Annotated in this window: 17 protein-coding genes and 1 pseudogene; 12 read left to right on the top strand and 6 right to left on the bottom strand. The window is 56.0% G+C overall.

What is annotated here, in order from left to right; all coding sequences use genetic code 11:
* The first annotated feature begins 19 nt into the window (after positions 1–19).
* The 10 genes and pseudogenes from GGR95_RS11465 (at position 20) to cysE (ending at position 8,713) form a co-directional block, all read left to right on the top strand.
* Complete coding sequence (locus GGR95_RS11465; RefSeq protein WP_184565942.1) at positions 20–448, top strand: phage major tail protein, TP901-1 family; 429 nt, start codon at positions 20–22, stop codon at positions 446–448.
* 2 nt (positions 449–450) lie between these two features.
* Positions 451–765, top strand: coding sequence for a gene transfer agent family protein (locus GGR95_RS11460; RefSeq protein ID WP_184566052.1), 315 nt, complete (start codon positions 451–453; stop codon positions 763–765).
* Positions 762–956 (top strand): rcc01693 family protein, encoded by a 195-nt coding sequence (locus GGR95_RS11455; RefSeq protein ID WP_184565940.1) that lies wholly within the window; start codon positions 762–764, stop codon positions 954–956. The genes GGR95_RS11460 and GGR95_RS11455 overlap by 4 nt, the downstream gene beginning before the upstream one ends.
* Before the next feature lie 4 nt (positions 957–960).
* Positions 961–1,626, top strand: coding sequence for a phage tail tape measure protein (locus GGR95_RS11450; RefSeq protein WP_184565938.1), 666 nt, complete (start codon positions 961–963; stop codon positions 1,624–1,626).
* A gap of 15 nt (positions 1,627–1,641) precedes the next feature.
* Positions 1,642–2,274, top strand: a complete 633-nt coding sequence (locus GGR95_RS11445) for a DUF2460 domain-containing protein (RefSeq protein WP_184565936.1) — start codon at positions 1,642–1,644, stop codon at positions 2,272–2,274.
* Entirely contained in the window at positions 2,271–3,161 is an 891-nt protein-coding gene (locus GGR95_RS11440) for a DUF2163 domain-containing protein (protein ID WP_184565934.1), read from the top strand. The genes GGR95_RS11445 and GGR95_RS11440 overlap by 4 nt, the downstream gene beginning before the upstream one ends.
* On the top strand, positions 3,158–3,598 hold the full coding sequence (locus tag GGR95_RS11435; protein WP_184565932.1) for an NlpC/P60 family protein: 441 nt from the start codon (positions 3,158–3,160) through the stop codon (positions 3,596–3,598). Before GGR95_RS11440 ends, GGR95_RS11435 begins: the two co-directional genes overlap by 4 nt.
* Positions 3,598–7,532, top strand: a pseudogene (locus GGR95_RS11430) (baseplate multidomain protein megatron). The gene GGR95_RS11435 and the pseudogene GGR95_RS11430 overlap by 1 nt, the downstream one beginning before the upstream one ends.
* Positions 7,502–7,888, top strand: coding sequence for a DUF7742 family protein (locus GGR95_RS19215; RefSeq protein WP_484600362.1), 387 nt, complete (start codon positions 7,502–7,504; stop codon positions 7,886–7,888). Before GGR95_RS11430 ends, GGR95_RS19215 begins: the two are co-directional and overlap by 31 nt.
* A 12-nt stretch (positions 7,889–7,900) precedes the next feature.
* Positions 7,901–8,713, top strand: coding sequence for a serine O-acetyltransferase (cysE, locus tag GGR95_RS11425; protein WP_184565930.1), 813 nt, complete (start codon positions 7,901–7,903; stop codon positions 8,711–8,713).
* 76 nt (positions 8,714–8,789) lie between these two features.
* Here the strand turns inward: cysE and GGR95_RS11420 are convergent, their stop codons facing one another.
* From GGR95_RS11420 to GGR95_RS11395, 6 genes are all read right to left on the bottom strand, one after another.
* On the bottom strand, positions 8,790–10,094 hold the full coding sequence (locus tag GGR95_RS11420; protein ID WP_184565928.1) for a pyruvate dehydrogenase complex dihydrolipoamide acetyltransferase: 1,305 nt from the start codon (positions 10,092–10,094) through the stop codon (positions 8,790–8,792).
* 12 nt (positions 10,095–10,106) lie between these two features.
* On the bottom strand, positions 10,107–11,492 hold the full coding sequence (locus tag GGR95_RS11415; protein WP_184565926.1) for a pyruvate dehydrogenase complex E1 component subunit beta: 1,386 nt from the start codon (positions 11,490–11,492) through the stop codon (positions 10,107–10,109).
* A 3-nt stretch (positions 11,493–11,495) separates the two neighbouring features.
* On the bottom strand, positions 11,496–12,515 hold the full coding sequence (pdhA, locus tag GGR95_RS11410; protein ID WP_184565924.1) for a pyruvate dehydrogenase (acetyl-transferring) E1 component subunit alpha: 1,020 nt from the start codon (positions 12,513–12,515) through the stop codon (positions 11,496–11,498).
* A 132-nt stretch (positions 12,516–12,647) separates the two neighbouring features.
* Positions 12,648–12,938, bottom strand: a complete 291-nt coding sequence (locus GGR95_RS11405; RefSeq protein ID WP_184565922.1) for an FtsB family cell division protein — start codon at positions 12,936–12,938, stop codon at positions 12,648–12,650.
* A 161-nt stretch (positions 12,939–13,099) separates the two neighbouring features.
* A complete protein-coding gene (locus tag GGR95_RS11400; protein ID WP_184565920.1) occupies positions 13,100–14,665 on the bottom strand; it encodes a hypothetical protein in 1,566 nt (521 codons plus the stop codon).
* Between the two features lie 21 nt (positions 14,666–14,686).
* Complete coding sequence (locus tag GGR95_RS11395) at positions 14,687–15,880, bottom strand: phosphoglycerate kinase (protein WP_184565918.1); 1,194 nt, start codon at positions 15,878–15,880, stop codon at positions 14,687–14,689.
* A 134-nt stretch (positions 15,881–16,014) separates the two neighbouring features.
* On the opposite strand from GGR95_RS11395, the gene GGR95_RS11390 reads away from it, so the two are divergent.
* Together GGR95_RS11390 and GGR95_RS11385 are read left to right on the top strand one after the other, a co-directional pair.
* Positions 16,015–16,521, top strand: a complete 507-nt coding sequence (locus tag GGR95_RS11390; protein WP_184565916.1) for a peptidylprolyl isomerase — start codon at positions 16,015–16,017, stop codon at positions 16,519–16,521.
* Positions 16,514–17,068 (top strand): peptidylprolyl isomerase, encoded by a 555-nt coding sequence (locus tag GGR95_RS11385; RefSeq protein WP_184565914.1) that lies wholly within the window; start codon positions 16,514–16,516, stop codon positions 17,066–17,068. Before GGR95_RS11390 ends, GGR95_RS11385 begins: the two co-directional genes overlap by 8 nt.
* Positions 17,069–17,228: the final 160 nt, after the last annotated feature.

The following is a 17,228-nucleotide window of genomic DNA, read 5'->3' as shown; positions in this document are numbered from 1 at the left end:
TTTAGCAGGAGTAGATAGAATGGCTGTTCAAGCAGGCAAAGACCTTTTGGTCAAAGTGGATATGACAACAGACGGTACTTTCGAGACATTGGCGGGGCTGCGTGCGACGCGGATTAGCTTCAACGCAGAGGCGGTAGATGTAACCGCGCTGGATAGCGAAGGCGGCTGGCGCGAGTTGCTGGCGGGAGCGGGCGTGCGTTCTGCGGCGATCAGCGGGTCGGGCGTGTTTCGTGATGCTGCTACTGACGAGCGTGCACGACAGTTGTTGTTTGACGGTTTGACCCCTGATTTTCAGGTGGTGATCCCTGAATTTGGTGTGGTTCAGGGGCCGTTTCAGGTGACCTCTCTGGAATATGCGGGGCAACTGAATGGTGAGGCGACATATGAGCTGTCTTTGGCTTCGGCGGGGCAGTTGCAGTTTGTTCCTTACGTTGATCCGGTTGAATGAGCATGGAAAACCGGTGGCGAGGTGAGGTGGGGGTGGTCATTGACGGCCAGACCCACCGGATGCGGCTCACGTTGGGGGCCTTGGCAGAGCTAGAGGAGGATCTGGCAGAGCCGTCGTTGATGGCCCTTGTGCAACGTTTTGAAAGCGGCGGGTTCAGTACCCGAGATGTGTTGGCGTTGCTGTGTGCGGGGTTACGCGGAGGTGGCGTGCAGATGGACCCTGATGCGCTGGGGCAGGCCGAAATTGAAGGCGGTCCGATGCGGGCGGCCCATGCGGCGGCTGAACTGTTGGCGCGGGCATTTGCGGTGCAGCAATGAACGTCGGCTTTGATTGGCCTGCTTTGATGCGGGCAGGGCTGCACGGGTTGGGCCTGACGCCGGATGTGTTTTGGGCTCTGACGCCAGCGGAGTTGGAGGTGATGTTGGGCCGTAATGCGGCTGAGAAACCAATGCTGAGCGACGGATTAGCAGCCCTGATGGCGGCATACCCTGACAAGAAAAAGGATTGAAATGATGAGTGATACAGATGGTTTTGACGATCTGGAAATAGACGCGCAAACGCTGAACCAGACTTTGGGGCAGACGAGTGTGTTGGTTTCGGGGTTTGACAGTGAACTGCGGCGAATGAGCAGTGCGTTGAGTGCAACGGGCAAGGATGTTGCGACGCTTGAGAGCGGCCTGAGCCGTGGTTTGCGCAAGGCATTCGACAACGTAGCGTTTGATGGCATGAAGCTTTCTGATGCGCTGAGCACTCTCGCGCAGTCCCTCTCTGACAGCGCCTATAACGCGGCGATCAAACCCGTGGCAAACCACTTTGGCGGTTTGTTGACGCAAGGGGTTACGGGATTGATGCAAGGCATTTTGCCTTTTGCGAATGGCGCGCCGTTTAGCCAAGGACGGGTGATGCCGTTTGCGGATGGTGGGGTTGTCAGTCAGGCGACGCATTTCGGTATGCGCGGTGGGCTGGGTGTGATGGGGGAAGCGGGACCAGAAGCGATTATGCCATTGGCCCGGGGGCCAGATGGCAAGCTGGGCGTGCGGGCTGGTGGGAATGGTGGTGGTGCCGCCACGGTGGTGATGAACATTACCACGCCCGATGTGGCAGGGTTCCAGCGGTCACGCGGGCAGATCGCAGCACAGATGAGCCGCGCCTTAAGTGCTGGCCAGAAAAATCGATAAGCGAGGGGATTTGAGATGAGTTTTCACGAAGTGCAATTTCCGGCGAACCTGAGCTTTGGTGCGTTGGGTGGTCCGCAACGGCGGGTCGATGTGGTGGCGCTGGCCAACGGATTTGAGGAACGCAACACGCCTTGGGCGCATTCCAGGCGGGTTTATGATGCGGGGCTGGGCCTGCGGTCTTTGGATGATGTGGAGGCAGTGATCGCGTTTTATGAGGCGCGATATGGTCAGATCTACGGGTTTCGATGGAAGGACTGGTCTGACTATAAGTCATCTAAACCCTCAGCGCCGATTGGCCGCTGGGACCAACAGATTGCTGTTGGAAATGGGGTGAAAACACAGTTTCAAATCATTAAAACGTATCGCTCGGGAGGGCATGCCTATGCGCGACCTATCGTGAAACCTGTCCAAGGTAGTGTTCTGGTCGCAGTTGAGCAGGACGACAAAAGCGACACAATTGATTATACGGTGGATGATACCACTGGGGTAATCACGTTCTTCAACCCACCTGATCCTGATACACGGGTCTATGCAGGGTATGAGTTCGATGTGCCTGTGCGTTTTGACAGTGACAGCCTGTTGGCCAACATCGCTAGTTTCCATGCTGGCCAGGTTCCCGACATTCCGGTTCGCGAGGTGCGCGTATGAGTGTGCAGTTCAATGAGGGGCTGGCGGCACATCTGGCCAGTCGATTGACCACGGTGTGTCACGCGTGGGCCATTACACGCAAAGATGGCGTGGTTTTTGCCTTCACCGATCACGATAGGCCGTTGGCATTTGCAGGCTTTGAATTTCGCGCCGATACGGGGTTGAGTGCGCTGGCGCTGGCGCAGTCTACGGGCCTGTCTGTCGACAACTCTGAGGCCTTAGGAGCGTTGTCAGATGTGTCTTTGCGCGAGGACGAGATCGAGCAGGGGCGTTTTGACGGGGCCGAGGTGCGTGCGTGGCTGGTGAATTGGGCGGATACGACGCAGCACTGGTTGAACTTTCGCGGGAGTTTGGGAGAGCTGACACGCGCAGGGGGTGGTTTTCGGGCAGAACTTCGTGGGCTGACAGAAGGGCTGAATCGCCCGTTGGGGCGCGTGTATCAAAAGCCATGCTCGGTTGTACTCGGGGATGGTGCGTGCCGTTTTAACCTATCGCAAGAAAGTTATGCGCAGACTCTGGCTGTTGAAGCCATCGAAGGAGCGCGGCGGTTTGTTTGGCAAACGTTCGAGCCCTTTGATGTGGATTGGTTCACGCGCGGGCGGTTGGAAGTTTTGGACGGGCCAGCAGCAGGGCTTTGGGGAATGATCAAATCGGATCGCAATGAAGGCGCGGCACGGGTGGTCGAGTTGTGGGAACCGATGCGGGGGCTGGTCACAGAAGGTACACAAATCCGGTTGGTTGCCGGCTGTGACAAACGCGTTGAAACCTGTCGGCTCAAGTTCAACAATTTTGATAACTATCAGGGTTTTCCTGATTTGCCGGGCGAAGATTGGGTTGTGTCCGTGCCCAGCAGCAAAGGTACAAACAGTGGCGGATCACTCAGATGAGTGGTGCATGCATCATTGCCGCTGCCCGTGGCTGGATTGGCACGCCTTATGTGCATCAGGCTGGTATCCGCGGTGCGGGGAGCGATTGTCTGGGGTTGGTACGCGGCGTTTGGCGCGAGGTTTACGGGGCAGAGCCGGAAGCCATCCCTGCATATTCAATGGATTGGTCCGAACCGCAGGGCGAAGAGCTTTTGTGGGCGGCGGCATTGCGTCACCTGAAGCCCAAGTCTGTGGGCCAAGCCAGTACCGGAGATGTGTTGCTGTTCCGAATGCGTGATGGCGCTGTAGCCAAGCATTTGGGCATTTTATCCAGCGCTGGATGTGGCGCGCGGTTTATCCACGCCTATTCGCGGCGCGGCGTTGTAGAGAGCCCGCTGAGCGCGCCATGGCAGCGCCGGATTGTGGCGTGTTTTGAATTTCCCAAGGAGGTCATCTAATGGCAACGGTTTTATTCTCGGCAGCAGGTGCTGCGGTAGGTGGCTCAATTGGCGGAACATTTGCGGGCTTGTCATCGGTTGCCATTGGCCGCGCTGTTGGTGCGACGTTGGGCCGTGTCGTGGACCAGAAAATACTGGGCAGCGGCGCGCAAGCAGTTGAGACGGGTAAAGTGGACCGATTTCGCCTGACCAATGCGGGAGAAGGTGATCCTGTGACACAGCTGTATGGGAGTTTGCGGCTGGGTGGGCAGGTGATCTGGGCGTCCGATTTCGAGGAAGTCAGCACCACAAGCGGCGGCGGCAAAGGTGGCAGCTCACAACCTAAAACAACCGAGTATAGTTATTCGGTCAATCTGGCGATTGCCTTGTGTGAGGGGGAAATAACCCGTGTGGGCCGTGTTTGGGCAGATGGCGAAGAGATCGCGCCCGATGATCTGAACATGACAGTTTATTCTGGCAGTGCAGATCAAGTAGCGGACCCGTTGATGGAAGCGATTGAGGGTGTCGGCATGGTGCCTGCCTATCGCGGGACCGCCTATGTGGTGATCGAAGCCTTGGCGTTGCAGCGGTTTGGAAACCGCATTCCTCAGTTTAGTTTTGAGGTGATGCGCCCTGAGCAACGTGGTGCAGAAGACGCGCAACATGCCTTGTCCTATGGGGTGCAAGGCGTCGCTTTGATACCGGGCACGGGCGAGTATTCATTGGCGACAACTCCCGTTAGCTATGAAGGTGAAAACCAATCGCGTTGGAGCGCAAATATCAATTCCCCTTCTGGGAAAACAGATTTCTCAACCTCTTTGGATGCGTTGGGAGCTGAATTACCAGAGTTGAAGGCCGCATCTTTGGTGGTGTCATGGTTCGGGTCTGACTTGCGGGTTGGCGAGTGCCTTGTGCAGCCAAAAGTCGAAGACCCGCTTGTTGAGGGGGAAGAAATGCCGTGGCACGTGGCCGGAGTGTCGCGTGGTGCTGCTGAGGTGATTGCACGCGGTACAGATGACCGCCCCATTTATGGCGGGACCCCTGCGGACACGGCGGTAATCGAGGCCATTCAAGCGATGAATGCGCGCGGCACGGCAGTGATGTTTTATCCGTTCATCCTGATGGACCAACTTGCGGGAAACGTCCTGCCTGACCCCTATACAGGGGAGGAAGGTCAGCCTGCCTTGCCTTGGCGTGGGCGCATGACACTCGCCGCCGCTCCGGGTCGGATTGGATCAACCGATATGACGTCCGCAGCGACAGTGGAAGTATCTGCATTTTTTGGCACGGTTCAGGCGTCTGATTTCTCGGTTCAAAACGGCAGTGTGAGCTATTCTGGTCCGCAAGAGTGGACGCTGTCACGTTTCATTTTGCATTATGCTGCATTATGCAAAGCCGCTGGCGGGGTGGATGCCTTTTGCATTGGCTCCGAGATGCGCGGCCTGACCCAGATCCGCTCTGGGCGCAACACGTTCCCCTCGGTTGCCGCGTTTATTGATCTGGCGGCACAGGTTCGACATTTGCTGGGGCCTGATACCAAAATAAGCTATGCGGCGGATTGGAGCGAATACTTCGGTTATCAGCCGCAGGACGGAACGGGAGACCGGTTGTTCCACCTTGATCCTCTTTGGGCAGATGCCAACATCGATTTTATTGGTATCGACAATTACATGCCACTGTCAGATTGGCGCGAGAGCGTGGATCATGTGGATGCGCAGTCGTGGGATGCCATCTACAATTTGGACTATCTGCAATCCAACATTGAGGGTGGTGAAGGCTATGATTGGTATTATGGTTCGATCGAAGAACGCGACGCGCAAATTCGCACGCCGATCACCGACGGCGCGCATGATGAGGCGTGGATTTATCGCTACAAAGACATTCGCAATTGGTGGAGCAATCTACACTATGACCGCATTGACGGGATGCGTGCGAATGAACCGACAGCGTGGTTAAAAGGGCAAAAGCCGATCTGGTTCACGGAATACGGTTGCGCGGCAATCGACAATGGCACGAACCAGCCGAATAAGTTCTTGGATGCAAAATCGTCCGAGAGCAGCCTGCCGCGGTATTCGGATGGGGGGCGCGATGACCTGATCCAGATGCAATATCTGCGAGCTATGATCGACTATTGGGCCAAACCACACAACAACCCCCAAGGTATCGAATATGCTGGTCCGATGATCGACATGTCCCGCGCCTTTGTCTGGGCGTGGGATGTGCGACCTTTCCCTCATTTCCCAAACAACCGTGATTTATGGAGCGACGGGACATCCTATGCGCGTGGTCATTGGCTCAATGGACGAACATCGTCACGCAGTTTGGCGTCAGTCGTGCAAGAGATTTGCAATCGTGCAGGGGTGACTGCTGTGGATACAAGCGGCCTTTATGGTTTGGTGCGGGGCTATGCCGTAAGCGATGTGACGGAGGCGCGGGCGTCTTTGCAGCCGCTGATGCTACGGTTTGGCTTTGACGCGGTTGAACGCGACGGGGTGCTGGTGTTTCGGATGCGTGATGGGCTGCGCGAAACTGCGCTGAACCCCGCAGAGTTCGCGGTAAGTAATGATCTGGATGGCACAACGGTGCAACTGCGCGAGGCGGATGCGGCCTTGTCGGGGCGGGTGAGGCTGCGATTTATCCAAGCAGATGCCAGCTATGATGTGATCTCGGAAGAGGCGGTTTTGCCGGATGAGGAAACCCACGCCATTGCGGCTACAGAATTCTCCATGCTTCTTACCCGCACCGAAGGGCGGCAAGTGGCAGAGCGGTGGCTAAACGAGGCGCGAATTGCACGCGAGAGTGTTCAATTTGCTCTGCCACCGTCCCAGATGCCTGTGCGGGCGGGCGATGTTGTCTCCCTTCCTGCGGATCAGGGCGAGAGCGCATCATTGTACCGCATTGATCGCGTGATCAGGCTGAATTTCAGCAGATAGAAGCCATGCGCATTGATCCCGAAATCTATAAAGCGTCACCATTGTCGGATGAGTTGGTAGGCATGAAAGCTTTTGTTGCGCCAATGCCTGTGACGCCAGTCTTTCTGGATATCCCGATGTTGACGGGAGATGAGGTGCCCCATGCCCCCTACATCGCAGCAAGTGCAAATCCTTGGCCGGGGAGTGTTGCGCTCTATTCCAGCCTGACGGATCAGAATTTTGGCCTCAATACGATCCTGCCTTTACGTGCCACGCTTGGGTCAACACGCTCGCCGATGCTGCGTGCGACAACAGGATTGTTTGATCGGGGTGATGCATTGGAGGTGCAATTGGCCAGTGGGCAATTGGAATCCGTAGAGGAAGCCGCGCTGCTGAGCGGGGCAAATTTGACAGCCATCGGAGATGGCAGCAGCGACAATTGGGAGATTTTTCAATTTGCCACAGCGGAACTGATTGCGCCGCGCACATATCTGTTACGTGACCGGTTGCGCGGGCAGGCGGGGTCGGATGGGTTGATGCCTGATGTATGGCCAACTGGCTCACAGTTTGTGCTGCTAAACTCTGTCCCGCAACAAATTGACCTCAGCCGAAATATGCGCAGGGTGACGCAGAACTATCGGATTGGGCCAGCTCAGCGGCCTGTGGATGATCCGTCGTTCCGGCAAATGCAAAAGGCGTTTGATGGCAATGGCCTGCGCCCCTATGCGCCCGCGCATCTGCGTGCGGTGATCCAGCCAGACGGTGCTGTTACCATGACATGGGTACGTCGTACCCGTGTCGATGGCGATGCATGGGAGAGCTTTGAAGTCCCGCTGGGGGAGGAAAGCGAATCCTACATGCTACGCGTCGTCAAGGACGGAGCAATTGTACGGACCGACGTTCTAACAACGCCCAGTTACGTCTACTCTGGCGCGGCGCAGGCGTCAGACGCCATAACCCTGCCGTTCACAGTCGAAGTCGGTCAGGTCTCAGCTACTTATGGTGTTGGGTTGTGGGCAAGCACAAGGATCACCGCATTGTGAGACAGCTCAGTCTGTCTGATTTATATCATGCGGCACGCGCACTCCAGCGCGTGCCGCATGATGAACGGCATGGATTTTGTGAAGAGCTGTTTTGGCGCGCACATGTGGCGGATAAATACGTCAAACGCCTGCAAAAACTGCACCCGCAGTGGGGGGATGGTAGCCTGCGTGCCGCTGCGATGCCGTATTCTTGCGGTCCCCTTCAGCCGCAAAATGTCCGTGATACCTGGTCTTGCATGGCAGTAATTCTGGAGGCTTTGCGAGACCAGTCTAAGGTCGGGGAGCACAGTTGTGCTCCTGAACGGGTTTTCTCATCGCGTAACTGTGCTAAGGATATAGCAAGTAGACTGGAATGAGGAAGCAATCGCGTGCCCAACCTACAAAGCAAACTTGCATCTGTTGACCCCGTCTGGGACCAGATCAAACATGAAGCACAAGATGCGGCATTGGCTGAGCCCCTGATTGGGGGCTTTGTGCATGCCACGATCCTGCATCATGCGTCGATTGAAAAAGCACTGTCTTATCGCATCGCGGCAAAGCTATCCTCTAACGAGATGTCGATGATGGTTGTGCGCGAAATCGTTGACCAAGCTTATGCAGAAGAACCTGCACTGGTCGAAGCGGCACGTGCCGATCTGGTGGCGATCTATGATCGCGACCCCGCCTGCCACCGTTTGCTACAACCAATTTTATATTTCAAAGGCTATCAGGCCGTTCAGGCTTACCGCGTGAGCCACTATCTTTGGCAGCAGGGCCACCGCGACTTGGCCTATTTCTTCCAGATGCGTGTGTCGGAAATCTTTGGTGTCGATATTCATCCCGGTGCACGCATCGGTAAAGGCATTATGATTGACCATGCCCATTCCGTTGTCATCGGCGAAACCGCCGTGGTGGGCGATAATGTTTCTATGCTGCATTCCGTAACCTTGGGTGGGACAGGCAAAGAAGAAGAAGACCGTCATCCCAAGATCGGTGATGGGGTGCTGATTGGCGCAGGGGCAAAAGTGTTGGGTAACATCACCATTGGCCACTGCTCGCGCATTGCAGCGGGATCTGTAGTGTTGGAGGCGGTGCCGCCTTGCAAAACGGTAGCTGGTATTCCAGCCAAGATCGTTGGGGAGGCGGGGTGTGATCAGCCCTCTATCTCAATGAATCACATGCTGGGTCCCTGGGAAGACTGATCTTTCAAACCTCTTTGAAATGCAAAAGGCCGGAGCAATACTCCGGCCTTTTCTATGATTTACTGTGAAATATTCACTAGGCTAGCATGGTCATCGGCGCTTCAAGGTTATCCTTGATCGCAGCCAGTAGTTCCGCACCCAATGCGCCGTCAATCACACGATGATCTACCGACAGCGTCACCGACATAACGGTGGCCACAGCCAATTCGCCGTCTTTGCCAACTACCGGTTTTTTTACACCAGCACCTACAGCCAGAATGGCACCGTGGGGCGGGTTGATGACGGCATCAAAGTTGTCGATGCCCATCATGCCAAGGTTCGAAATAGCAAAGCTGCCGCCCTGATATTCGTGCGGAGCCAGCTTGCGGTCTTTGGCGCGTGCGGCAAGGTCTTTCATCTCGGCACTCAGCGCAGAGAGTGATTTCATCTCGGCGTCTTTCAGGACAGGCGTAAACAGCCCGCCCTCAATGGCAACCGCCACCGCCACATCGGATGGCTTGAGCTTGAAGATTTTATCACCCGCCCAAACAGCATTGGCATCGGGCACTTGCTGCAAGGCCAGTGCGCAGGCTTTGATGATGAAATCATTCACCGACAGCTTCACGCCCCGTGGTTCCAACTGTTTGTTCAATTGGGCACGGAAGTTCATAAGCGCATCCAGCTGGATGTCACGGCGCAGGTAGAAATGCGGCACCGTTTGCTTGGCTTCGGTCAGACGCGCTGCAATCGTTTTACGCATCCCGTTGAGGGTGACTTCTTCATAGTTACGATCCTCATACATCTTGGCAATCGCATCGCTAGACGGGCCAGCAGGGGCCACCTTGGCAGTGGCCTGTTCCGCAGGTGCCGCTGCTTTGGGCGCTTCGGATTTTGTTAGGCCCTCAACATCTGCTTTTACAATACGGCCATGTGGGCCGGAGCCAGAAATACCCGCCAGATCAAGACCTTTTTGCTCGGCAATTCGGCGCGCCAAAGGCGAAGCAAAAATACGGCTACCATCGGGCTTACTTGCGGAGGCAGGGGCAGGGCTTGCCTGCTCCTCGGGCGCTTCTTCGCCTTTTTCTTTTGCGGTTGCAGGGGCTGGTGCCTCTTGGGTCTTAGGCGCCGCAGATGCGCTTCCGATGTCATCGGCGCTTTCACCGTCTTCCAACAGCACGGCGATGGCCGCGTTCACTTTCACGCCCTCCGTACCATCGGCAACAAGGATCTTCCCGATTACGCCTTCATCCACGGCTTCAAATTCCATGGTGGCTTTATCGGTTTCAATCTCGCACATCACGTCACCAGAGGCGACAGTATCGCCTTCTTTGACCAGCCATTTGGCCAGCGTGCCTTCTTCCATCGTAGGAGAGAGGGCGGGCATGAGGATTTCTATAGGCATCGTGACCGCTCCTTATTTATAGGTTACTTTTTTCACCGCTTCGATCACCTCGGCGGTGGTGACAAGCGCGTGTTTCTCAAGGTTCGCTGCGTAGGGCATTGGCACATCTTTGCCCGTGCAGTTGATCACAGGCGCGTCCAGATAATCAAACGCTTCTTGCATCACCACAGAACTGATGTAGCTGCCAACGCTGCCCTGCGGCCAGCCTTCTTCGACAGTGACCAGACGGTTTGTTTTCTTGACCGATTTGATAATCGCAGGTGTGTCCATCGGGCGCAGGGTGCGCAGGTCGATGACCTCGGCCATGATGCCTTCTTCCGCCAGCTTGTCCGCGGCTTCCAGTGCATAGCTCATCCCGATGCCAAAGCTGACGATGGTCACATCGTCGCCTTCACGCCAGATACGCGCCTTACCAAACGGTACCGTATAGTCATCGATCTCTGGCACATCAAAGGAACGCCCGTAGAGAATTTCATTCTCAAGGAAAATCACAGGGTTCGGATCGCGGATGGCTGTCTTCATCAGGCCTTTGTAATCCGAGGCCGAATAAGGCATCGCCACCTTAAGGCCCGGCACCTGCATATACCATGCAGCGTAATCCTGCGAGTGCTGGGCACCCACACGCGCCGCAGCACCGTTTGGCCCACGGAACACAATCGGCGCGCCCATCTGGCCACCAGACATATACAGCGTCTTGGCAGCAGAGTTGATAATGTGGTCAATCGCCTGCATGGCAAAGTTAAAGGTCATGAACTCAAGGATGGGTTTGAGCCCACCAAAAGACGCACCCACCGCGATACCAGCAAAACCATGTTCGGTGATCGGCGTATCGATCACGCGCTTGGAGCCGAATTCATCCAACATGCCTTGGGTGATTTTATATGCACCCTGATACTCGGCTACTTCTTCACCCATGATGAACACGTCGCCGTCTTTGCGCATCTCTTCGGCCATGCCATCACGCAAGGCTTCACGCACGGTTTGTTGCTTCAGTGTTGTGCCCTCTGGCCAGTCTGGCGAAGTATCAACAACGGCTTGGGCTTCTTGCGTCTGGGCAGCAGGGGCAGGGGCCGCCGCAGCGGTTTCCTCTTTAGCCGCAGGAGCTGGGGCGGAGTCAGGGGCGGATTTCGCGCTGTCCATGGCAGAGGCGTCTTCACCTTCTTCCAGCAAGATGGCGATGGCAGTGTTTACTTTCACCCCCTCAGTGCCTTCGGCAATCAGGATTTTGCCGATCACACCTTCGTCTACCGCTTCAAATTCCATCGTGGCTTTGTCGGTTTCGATTTCGGCCATGATGTCACCAGATGCAACGGTATCGCCTTCCTTGACCAGCCATTTGGCCAATGTGCCTTCTTCCATGGTCGGGCTTAGGGCGGGCATCAGTATTTCGGTTGCCATATCTCATGCCTCCTGTGGAATTTTTTCAGCGTAAATATCGGTCCAAAGTTCGTCCAGATGCGGTTCTGGGCTTTCTTTGGCGAAATCGGCGCTTTTGTTCACGATAGCTTTGATCTCTTTGTCGATGCTCTTCAGATCATCCTCACTTGCGTGTTTGCCAGTCAGCAACAGCGTGCGCACAGCTTCAATCGGGTCGCGCTCGTCGCGCATTTTTTGCACTTCTTCACGGGTCCGGTATTTGGCAGGGTCCGACATGGAGTGCCCACGGTAACGGTAGGTCTTGATCTCCAGAATGTAGGGGCCTTCGCCCGAGCGGCAGTGCTTGACTGCTGTCTCGCCTGCGGCTTTAACCGCCAAAACATCCATGCCGTCCACGGCTTCTCCCGGAATGCCAAAGGCTTTGCCGCGCTCGTAAATCTCGGCGGAGGAGGTGGAGCGTTGCTGCGAGGTGCCCATTGCGTATTGGTTGTTCTCAATCACAAAGATGCAGGGCAATTTCCACAGGGCCGCCATGTTGAACGCCTCATAGACCTGACCTTGGTTCGCGGCACCGTCACCGAAATAGGTAAAGGTCACACGCCCGTTGTCTTTGTATTTATCCGCAAAGGCCAAACCCGCGCCCAAAGGCACCTGCGCCGCTACGATGCCGTGACCGCCATAGAAATGCTTCTCTTTGCTGAACATATGCATCGAGCCGCCTTTACCCTTGGAGTATCCCCCCTCGCGGCCTGTCAGCTCTGCCATAACACCGTTCGGGTCCATCCCGCAGGCCAGCATGTGACCATGATCACGGTAAGAGGTGATGCGCTTGTCGCCTTCCTCCGCTGCTGCCTCTAGGCCGACAACAACCGCTTCTTGTCCGATATACAGGTGGCAAAAACCGCCGATCAGACCCATGCCATATAACTGGCCCGCTTTTTCTTCAAAGCGGCGTATCAATAGCATGTCGCGGTAATAGGCTTTTAACTCATCCGCCGACACATTTGACGGGGTGGCTTTGGTGCTCGGCTTTTTGGCAACCATAGGGCGATCCTCCAGTCGGCGCGGTTGATCCGCGCCATATATAGTTTAACGTTAAACTACATCATAAAGGATTCGAACGGCCTTGGCGAGTGAACTTTGTATTACAGGTTTGAATCAGGCGGGCTGGAGGGCCTATCTGATGACAATCTCGTCTGTACGTACCATACCCAGCACGCTGCGGGCTTGTTCGTCCAGTAAATCCAGATCGAGATAATCGTCAGACAGGCGGTTGGTGAGGTTTTCCATCCGCGCCACGTCTGCGCGCACTTTCGCCAATTGTATCAGCATCTGATCCGCCTCGGCCAGAATTTCGGCGCGGCGGAACAGACCAAAGTCACCTTGCACTGCAGCAAAAGTGAAATACAGACTCAGCGCGAATGAAATCGCGAAGAATAGGATAGGGCCAAACGTGGGTTTGCTCATGGTAACTGCGCCTAGAAAGAAGTGCCTGAAATTCTGCCGAATAAACCGCCTCTTGTCGGGCGGATACTCTCTTATGGCACAAGGGAATCGTTTTGTGAATCCCCTGATTCTGTCTGAACACACCCGAAAGAACTGATTTCCTTCGGGTGTGGCAGTCCTGCCTATTGTTGTTGCAGCTTTTGCGCCAAGTCGCTTTTAATCCAGCCCAACAAGACGTCGCGCTCGATCTTGGCCGTGCGCACGGCCCATGGTTCTGCAAGGCCGCGTAGGCGCATACGTTCGTCCAGATCATCGCGCAGTGCGGCGGCGGCGCTATCGCCCCCTGCTGCGGCCATTGACGCCCAGAAATAGGCGGTCTCATAGCTGCGCGGTGCGCCTAGACCTGTGGTGTGGGCCCGTGCAGCGCTACGCATCTGCGCCAATGTTGTAAAACGATCAGGTGCGCGCAGGGCATCGGGCACAGCACCGGATTGAATGTCCATGACCACATCAAAGATCAGAGAATCCTCCAGACGGTCCAAAAGAGCCAAGCCATCGGCACGGCCCGTTGCTACCGCTGTCAGAGCGTCGCGGTAAGCCAGATCGGGGTTGATGTCTTGAAAGGCCTCGGCCAGCAAAAGCCCTGCTTCGGCGTTGCCTTCTTTGGACAAAGGCGCAAGAATTTGGGCGGCCAGATCACGGTCTCGCGGCGCGCCAATCCCTGTGATCAATGCGCGACCCACGGGCAGGCGATCCTCGTCAGCCAGTTTGCCTTTGGTGGCGGCAATCAGGATGTCGCGTGGTATATTGCTCAGTAAGGCCATGGGGGTGTTGCTGATCCGGGGGGCAAGGGCTGTGATCAAGGCTGTCGGATCACTCAGCGAGGCTTCATTGACCGTCAGTGGCGCGTCTTGAATGTTGGTTTCCAGTACAATGCGCGTCCCGCCTTGGGCCAAGGTCGCAGCCACTTTGCCTGCGTCTGTGACCAACTGTTGTTGCACAGGTCCAAGAGGCGCTCCGCCGCCCAGCATCGCTGCCAGGTTCTGCTCAACCATCGCAGAGGCGGTTGCTGGCTCACGCATTTCTGGGGGTAAGATACGTTCGGCCTGTGCAGCCAAACCCATATCTTCGATTTGCAAACGGGCGCTACGCAATTGCGCTGAGGGGTCCGATTCTTCGGTTTCAAAATCCATGCGGTAACTGATGTAATCCAGATCGACATCCCCGATGACCCGTACCAGACCGTTAACGCCTGCTTCGAATTCAATCGTCGCACTGCCTTGGGGCATGTTGTAATCCACCATCAGGTCTAACCGGTCGATCATAATATCCGTGATGCCAACCATGCCCACCATCGGACGGGCTTCGGCCGGGAGGCAGTCGAAATCAACTACAGCATTGTCTAGCGACACCTTGACCCGCATCTGATCCACTTGATCCAGTGGCGCGCCGCGCAGAGTGGCACGTTGGGCGCGGATCACGCAGGCACCTGCGGCCACACCGGGAAGGTTCGGGATAACCTCCAACCCGACGATCCCCATCTGTCCACTCATCAAATCAGCCTGCACCGCTTGATATCGAATATCCGCAAAGGCGCGGGCAGACATCATGAGCTGGCTGAACACAGCATTGCCGAGGCGTTCAAACGTGAACAACGACCAGATCGAGGGCTGGTTTTGGGCCTGCTGACTCAGCGCCGGTGACGACAGCAAAAAAGATAGAACAACAGGGGTGATAAAACGGCGCATGATTACATCCTCATAAAGGGATCACTTTATCAATGCGGCCACGCCGGGCAAGGTTTTCCCTTCCATCCACTCCAAAAAGGCACCGCCTGCGGTGGAGATATAGGTGAAGTCATCCGCCACGCCCGCTTGGTTCAACGCCGCGACGGTATCACCGCCACCCGCAACAGAAATCAACGCGCCATTGCGGGTGCGTTCCGCTGCGCATTGGGCCGCCGCAACGGTGGCCGTATCAAAGGGGGCGATTTCAAACGCGCCCATAGGTCCGTTCCAGATCAGTGTTTTCAATCCTTCAAAGGCGATCTTGATCTGTTTGATGGTTTCGGGGCCTGCATCCAATACCATTTGATCCGCATCCAGAACTGTATCTGGCCCAAGCAGGGCAACCTCATGCGCGGCACCGGATTTGAATTCGGTCGCAACCAAGCCATCTACGGGCAGGATCACGCGGCAACCCGCCTTGGCGGCTTGCGCCATAATATCGCGTGCGGTGTCCAAGTAATCCATCTCGCACAAAGATGCGCCCAATTGCGCGCCTTGCGCCACAAGGAATGTATTGGCCATGCCGCCGCCAATAACTAGCACGTCCAGACGGTTCACTAGGTTCTCCAGCAGCGCGATCTTGGTCGAAACTTTGGCACCACCCACAACCGCCCCAACAGGGCGTTCGGGTTTGGACAACGCAGATTCCAGTGCCGACAGTTCGGCCTGCATCAAACGGCCTGCGCATGACGGCAGATATTTCGCAATGCCTTCGGTCGAGGCATGGGCGCGGTGCGCTGCAGAGAACGCATCGTTGCAATACACATCGCCCAATTTTGCCAGACGCTGTGCAAATTCAGGATCGTTGGCTTCCTCGCCCGCATGGAAGCGGATGTTCTCGATCAGCTCAACCTCGGCGGCGGCCACTTCGGCGGTCATCTTTTCGGCAGCCTCCAAGGTCTCTACCAATGCAACCGAGCGCATCAGCGCGTGGCGCAGGGCAGGGACCACTTGGCGCAGGCTCATGTCCAGGTTGACCTTGCCTTTGGGGCGGCCAAAATGGGCCAGCAAAATGGGCGAGCCACCTTTCGCCAGAATATCATGCACCGTTGGTACAATCCGTTCGATTCGCGTGGCATCTGTGACTTGGCCTTTTTCAACGGGAACGTTGATATCGACGCGTACCAGAACCCGCTTGCCGTGCAGGTCCATGTCATCAAGTGATTTCCAGCCCATGTGTTCGGATCCTTGGTATTTGTGATCAAAGTTACCCGTTGTTTTGCCGTTATCTTGCCTAGGGTCAATGCTCTGACTTGGCAATTGTGCCTCTGCACCTTAGGTAACTGGTAAGATTTTAGAAGGAGCGCCCCATGGCCGAGATCAAAGACCCAGAAAACACAATCCTGATGGAGCTGAAAAACGGCACCGTCATCATCGAATTGCTGCCCGATGTGGCACCACAGCACACCGAGCGTATGAAAACGCTGGCCCGTGCTGGCGCTTATGACAATGTGGCCTTCCACCGCGTCATCGACGGCTTTATGGCCCAGACCGGCGATGTTCAGCACGCCAACATGGAAAAAGACTATAACCCCCGCGCCGCAGGCACAGGCAGCTCCGAGCACCCCGACGTGCCCGCAGAATTCTCCAAGATCCCACACGCACGCGGATCACTGGGCGCTGCACGTTCAGCCAACCCGAACTCGGCCAACAGCCAGTTCTTTATCAACTTCAAAGACAATGACTTCCTTAATGGCCAGTACACTGTTTACGGTCAGGTTATCTCTGGCATGGAACATGTGGACGCGATTGTTAAGGGCGAGCCACCTGCCAATCCTGACCGTATGATCAGCGTTAAAGTTGCCGCAGATGCGTAAGCTTATCGCAGGCGGCGTCTTCGCGACGCTCATCGCAAGCTCGGCTCTGGCCTCTGGCCTGAAGATCGAAGTTGAGGGCGAAGCAAACGGCACGATCACAATTGATCTGCTGGAAGACATCGCCCCCAAACATGTGGCCCAAATCACGGCGCTTGCGGCAGATGGTAAATATGATGGTGTGGTGTTCCACCGCGTCATCGATGGCTTCATGGCGCAAACTGGCGATGTAGAATTTGGCCGCGTCGGCGGTGACATGCGCCGCGCAGGTACAGGCGGCTCTGATCTGCCCGACCTTCCAGCGGAATTTTCGGATGTGTCGTTTGACAAAGGCGTTGTCGGCATGGCGCGCTCGCAAAGCCCAGACTCTGCCAACAGCCAGTTTTTCATCATGTTTGATGCAGGGCCTTTCTTGAACGGACAATACACGGTTGTTGGCCGTGTAACCGACGGTCAGGACGTGGTTGACGCGATCAAACGCGGCGCAGGCAGCAATGGCGCTGTGATCGGCGCACCTGATGTGATGAAGACGGTAACTGTCACAGACTAGGGCACTTGCCGTGGTTTGAAGAATTGAGGCGCCTCGCAAGGGGCGCCTTTTTCGTTTGGAGCGGGGGTGGATATCGGCGGTCTGTAAAAGCAGGTTTTAACGAAATTTTCTGATAGGTTCTCACATGTCGTCTCGGTGGATTGTACCGCGCTCCTAAAAC

This window comes from Sulfitobacter undariae (assembly GCF_014196805.1).
GTDB lineage: Bacteria > Pseudomonadota > Alphaproteobacteria > Rhodobacterales > Rhodobacteraceae > Sulfitobacter > Sulfitobacter undariae.
The sequence above is the reverse complement of the archived record's forward strand: the minus strand, read 5'-3'. Positions and strand labels throughout refer to the sequence as shown.

Coding starts and splice junctions, on each gene's coding strand:
- GGR95_RS11465 (WP_184565942.1), top strand. CDS start 20: ATGGCTGTTCAAGCAGGCAAAGACCTTTTGGTCAAAGTGGATATGACA.
- GGR95_RS11460 (WP_184566052.1), top strand. CDS start 451: ATGGAAAACCGGTGGCGAGGTGAGGTGGGGGTGGTCATTGACGGCCAG.
- GGR95_RS11455 (WP_184565940.1), top strand. CDS start 762: ATGAACGTCGGCTTTGATTGGCCTGCTTTGATGCGGGCAGGGCTGCAC.
- GGR95_RS11450 (WP_184565938.1), top strand. CDS start 961: ATGAGTGATACAGATGGTTTTGACGATCTGGAAATAGACGCGCAAACG.
- GGR95_RS11445 (WP_184565936.1), top strand. CDS start 1,642: ATGAGTTTTCACGAAGTGCAATTTCCGGCGAACCTGAGCTTTGGTGCG.
- GGR95_RS11440 (WP_184565934.1), top strand. CDS start 2,271: ATGAGTGTGCAGTTCAATGAGGGGCTGGCGGCACATCTGGCCAGTCGA.
- GGR95_RS11435 (WP_184565932.1), top strand. CDS start 3,158: ATGAGTGGTGCATGCATCATTGCCGCTGCCCGTGGCTGGATTGGCACG.
- GGR95_RS11420 (WP_184565928.1), bottom strand. CDS start 10,094: ATGCCTATAGAAATCCTCATGCCCGCCCTCTCTCCTACGATGGAAGAA.
- GGR95_RS11415 (WP_184565926.1), bottom strand. CDS start 11,492: ATGGCAACCGAAATACTGATGCCCGCCCTAAGCCCGACCATGGAAGAA.
- pdhA (WP_184565924.1), bottom strand. CDS start 12,515: ATGGTTGCCAAAAAGCCGAGCACCAAAGCCACCCCGTCAAATGTGTCG.
- GGR95_RS11405 (WP_184565922.1), bottom strand. CDS start 12,938: ATGAGCAAACCCACGTTTGGCCCTATCCTATTCTTCGCGATTTCATTC.
- GGR95_RS11400 (WP_184565920.1), bottom strand. CDS start 14,665: ATGCGCCGTTTTATCACCCCTGTTGTTCTATCTTTTTTGCTGTCGTCA.
- GGR95_RS11395 (WP_184565918.1), bottom strand. CDS start 15,880: ATGGGCTGGAAATCACTTGATGACATGGACCTGCACGGCAAGCGGGTT.
- GGR95_RS11390 (WP_184565916.1), top strand. CDS start 16,015: ATGGCCGAGATCAAAGACCCAGAAAACACAATCCTGATGGAGCTGAAA.
- GGR95_RS11385 (WP_184565914.1), top strand. CDS start 16,514: ATGCGTAAGCTTATCGCAGGCGGCGTCTTCGCGACGCTCATCGCAAGC.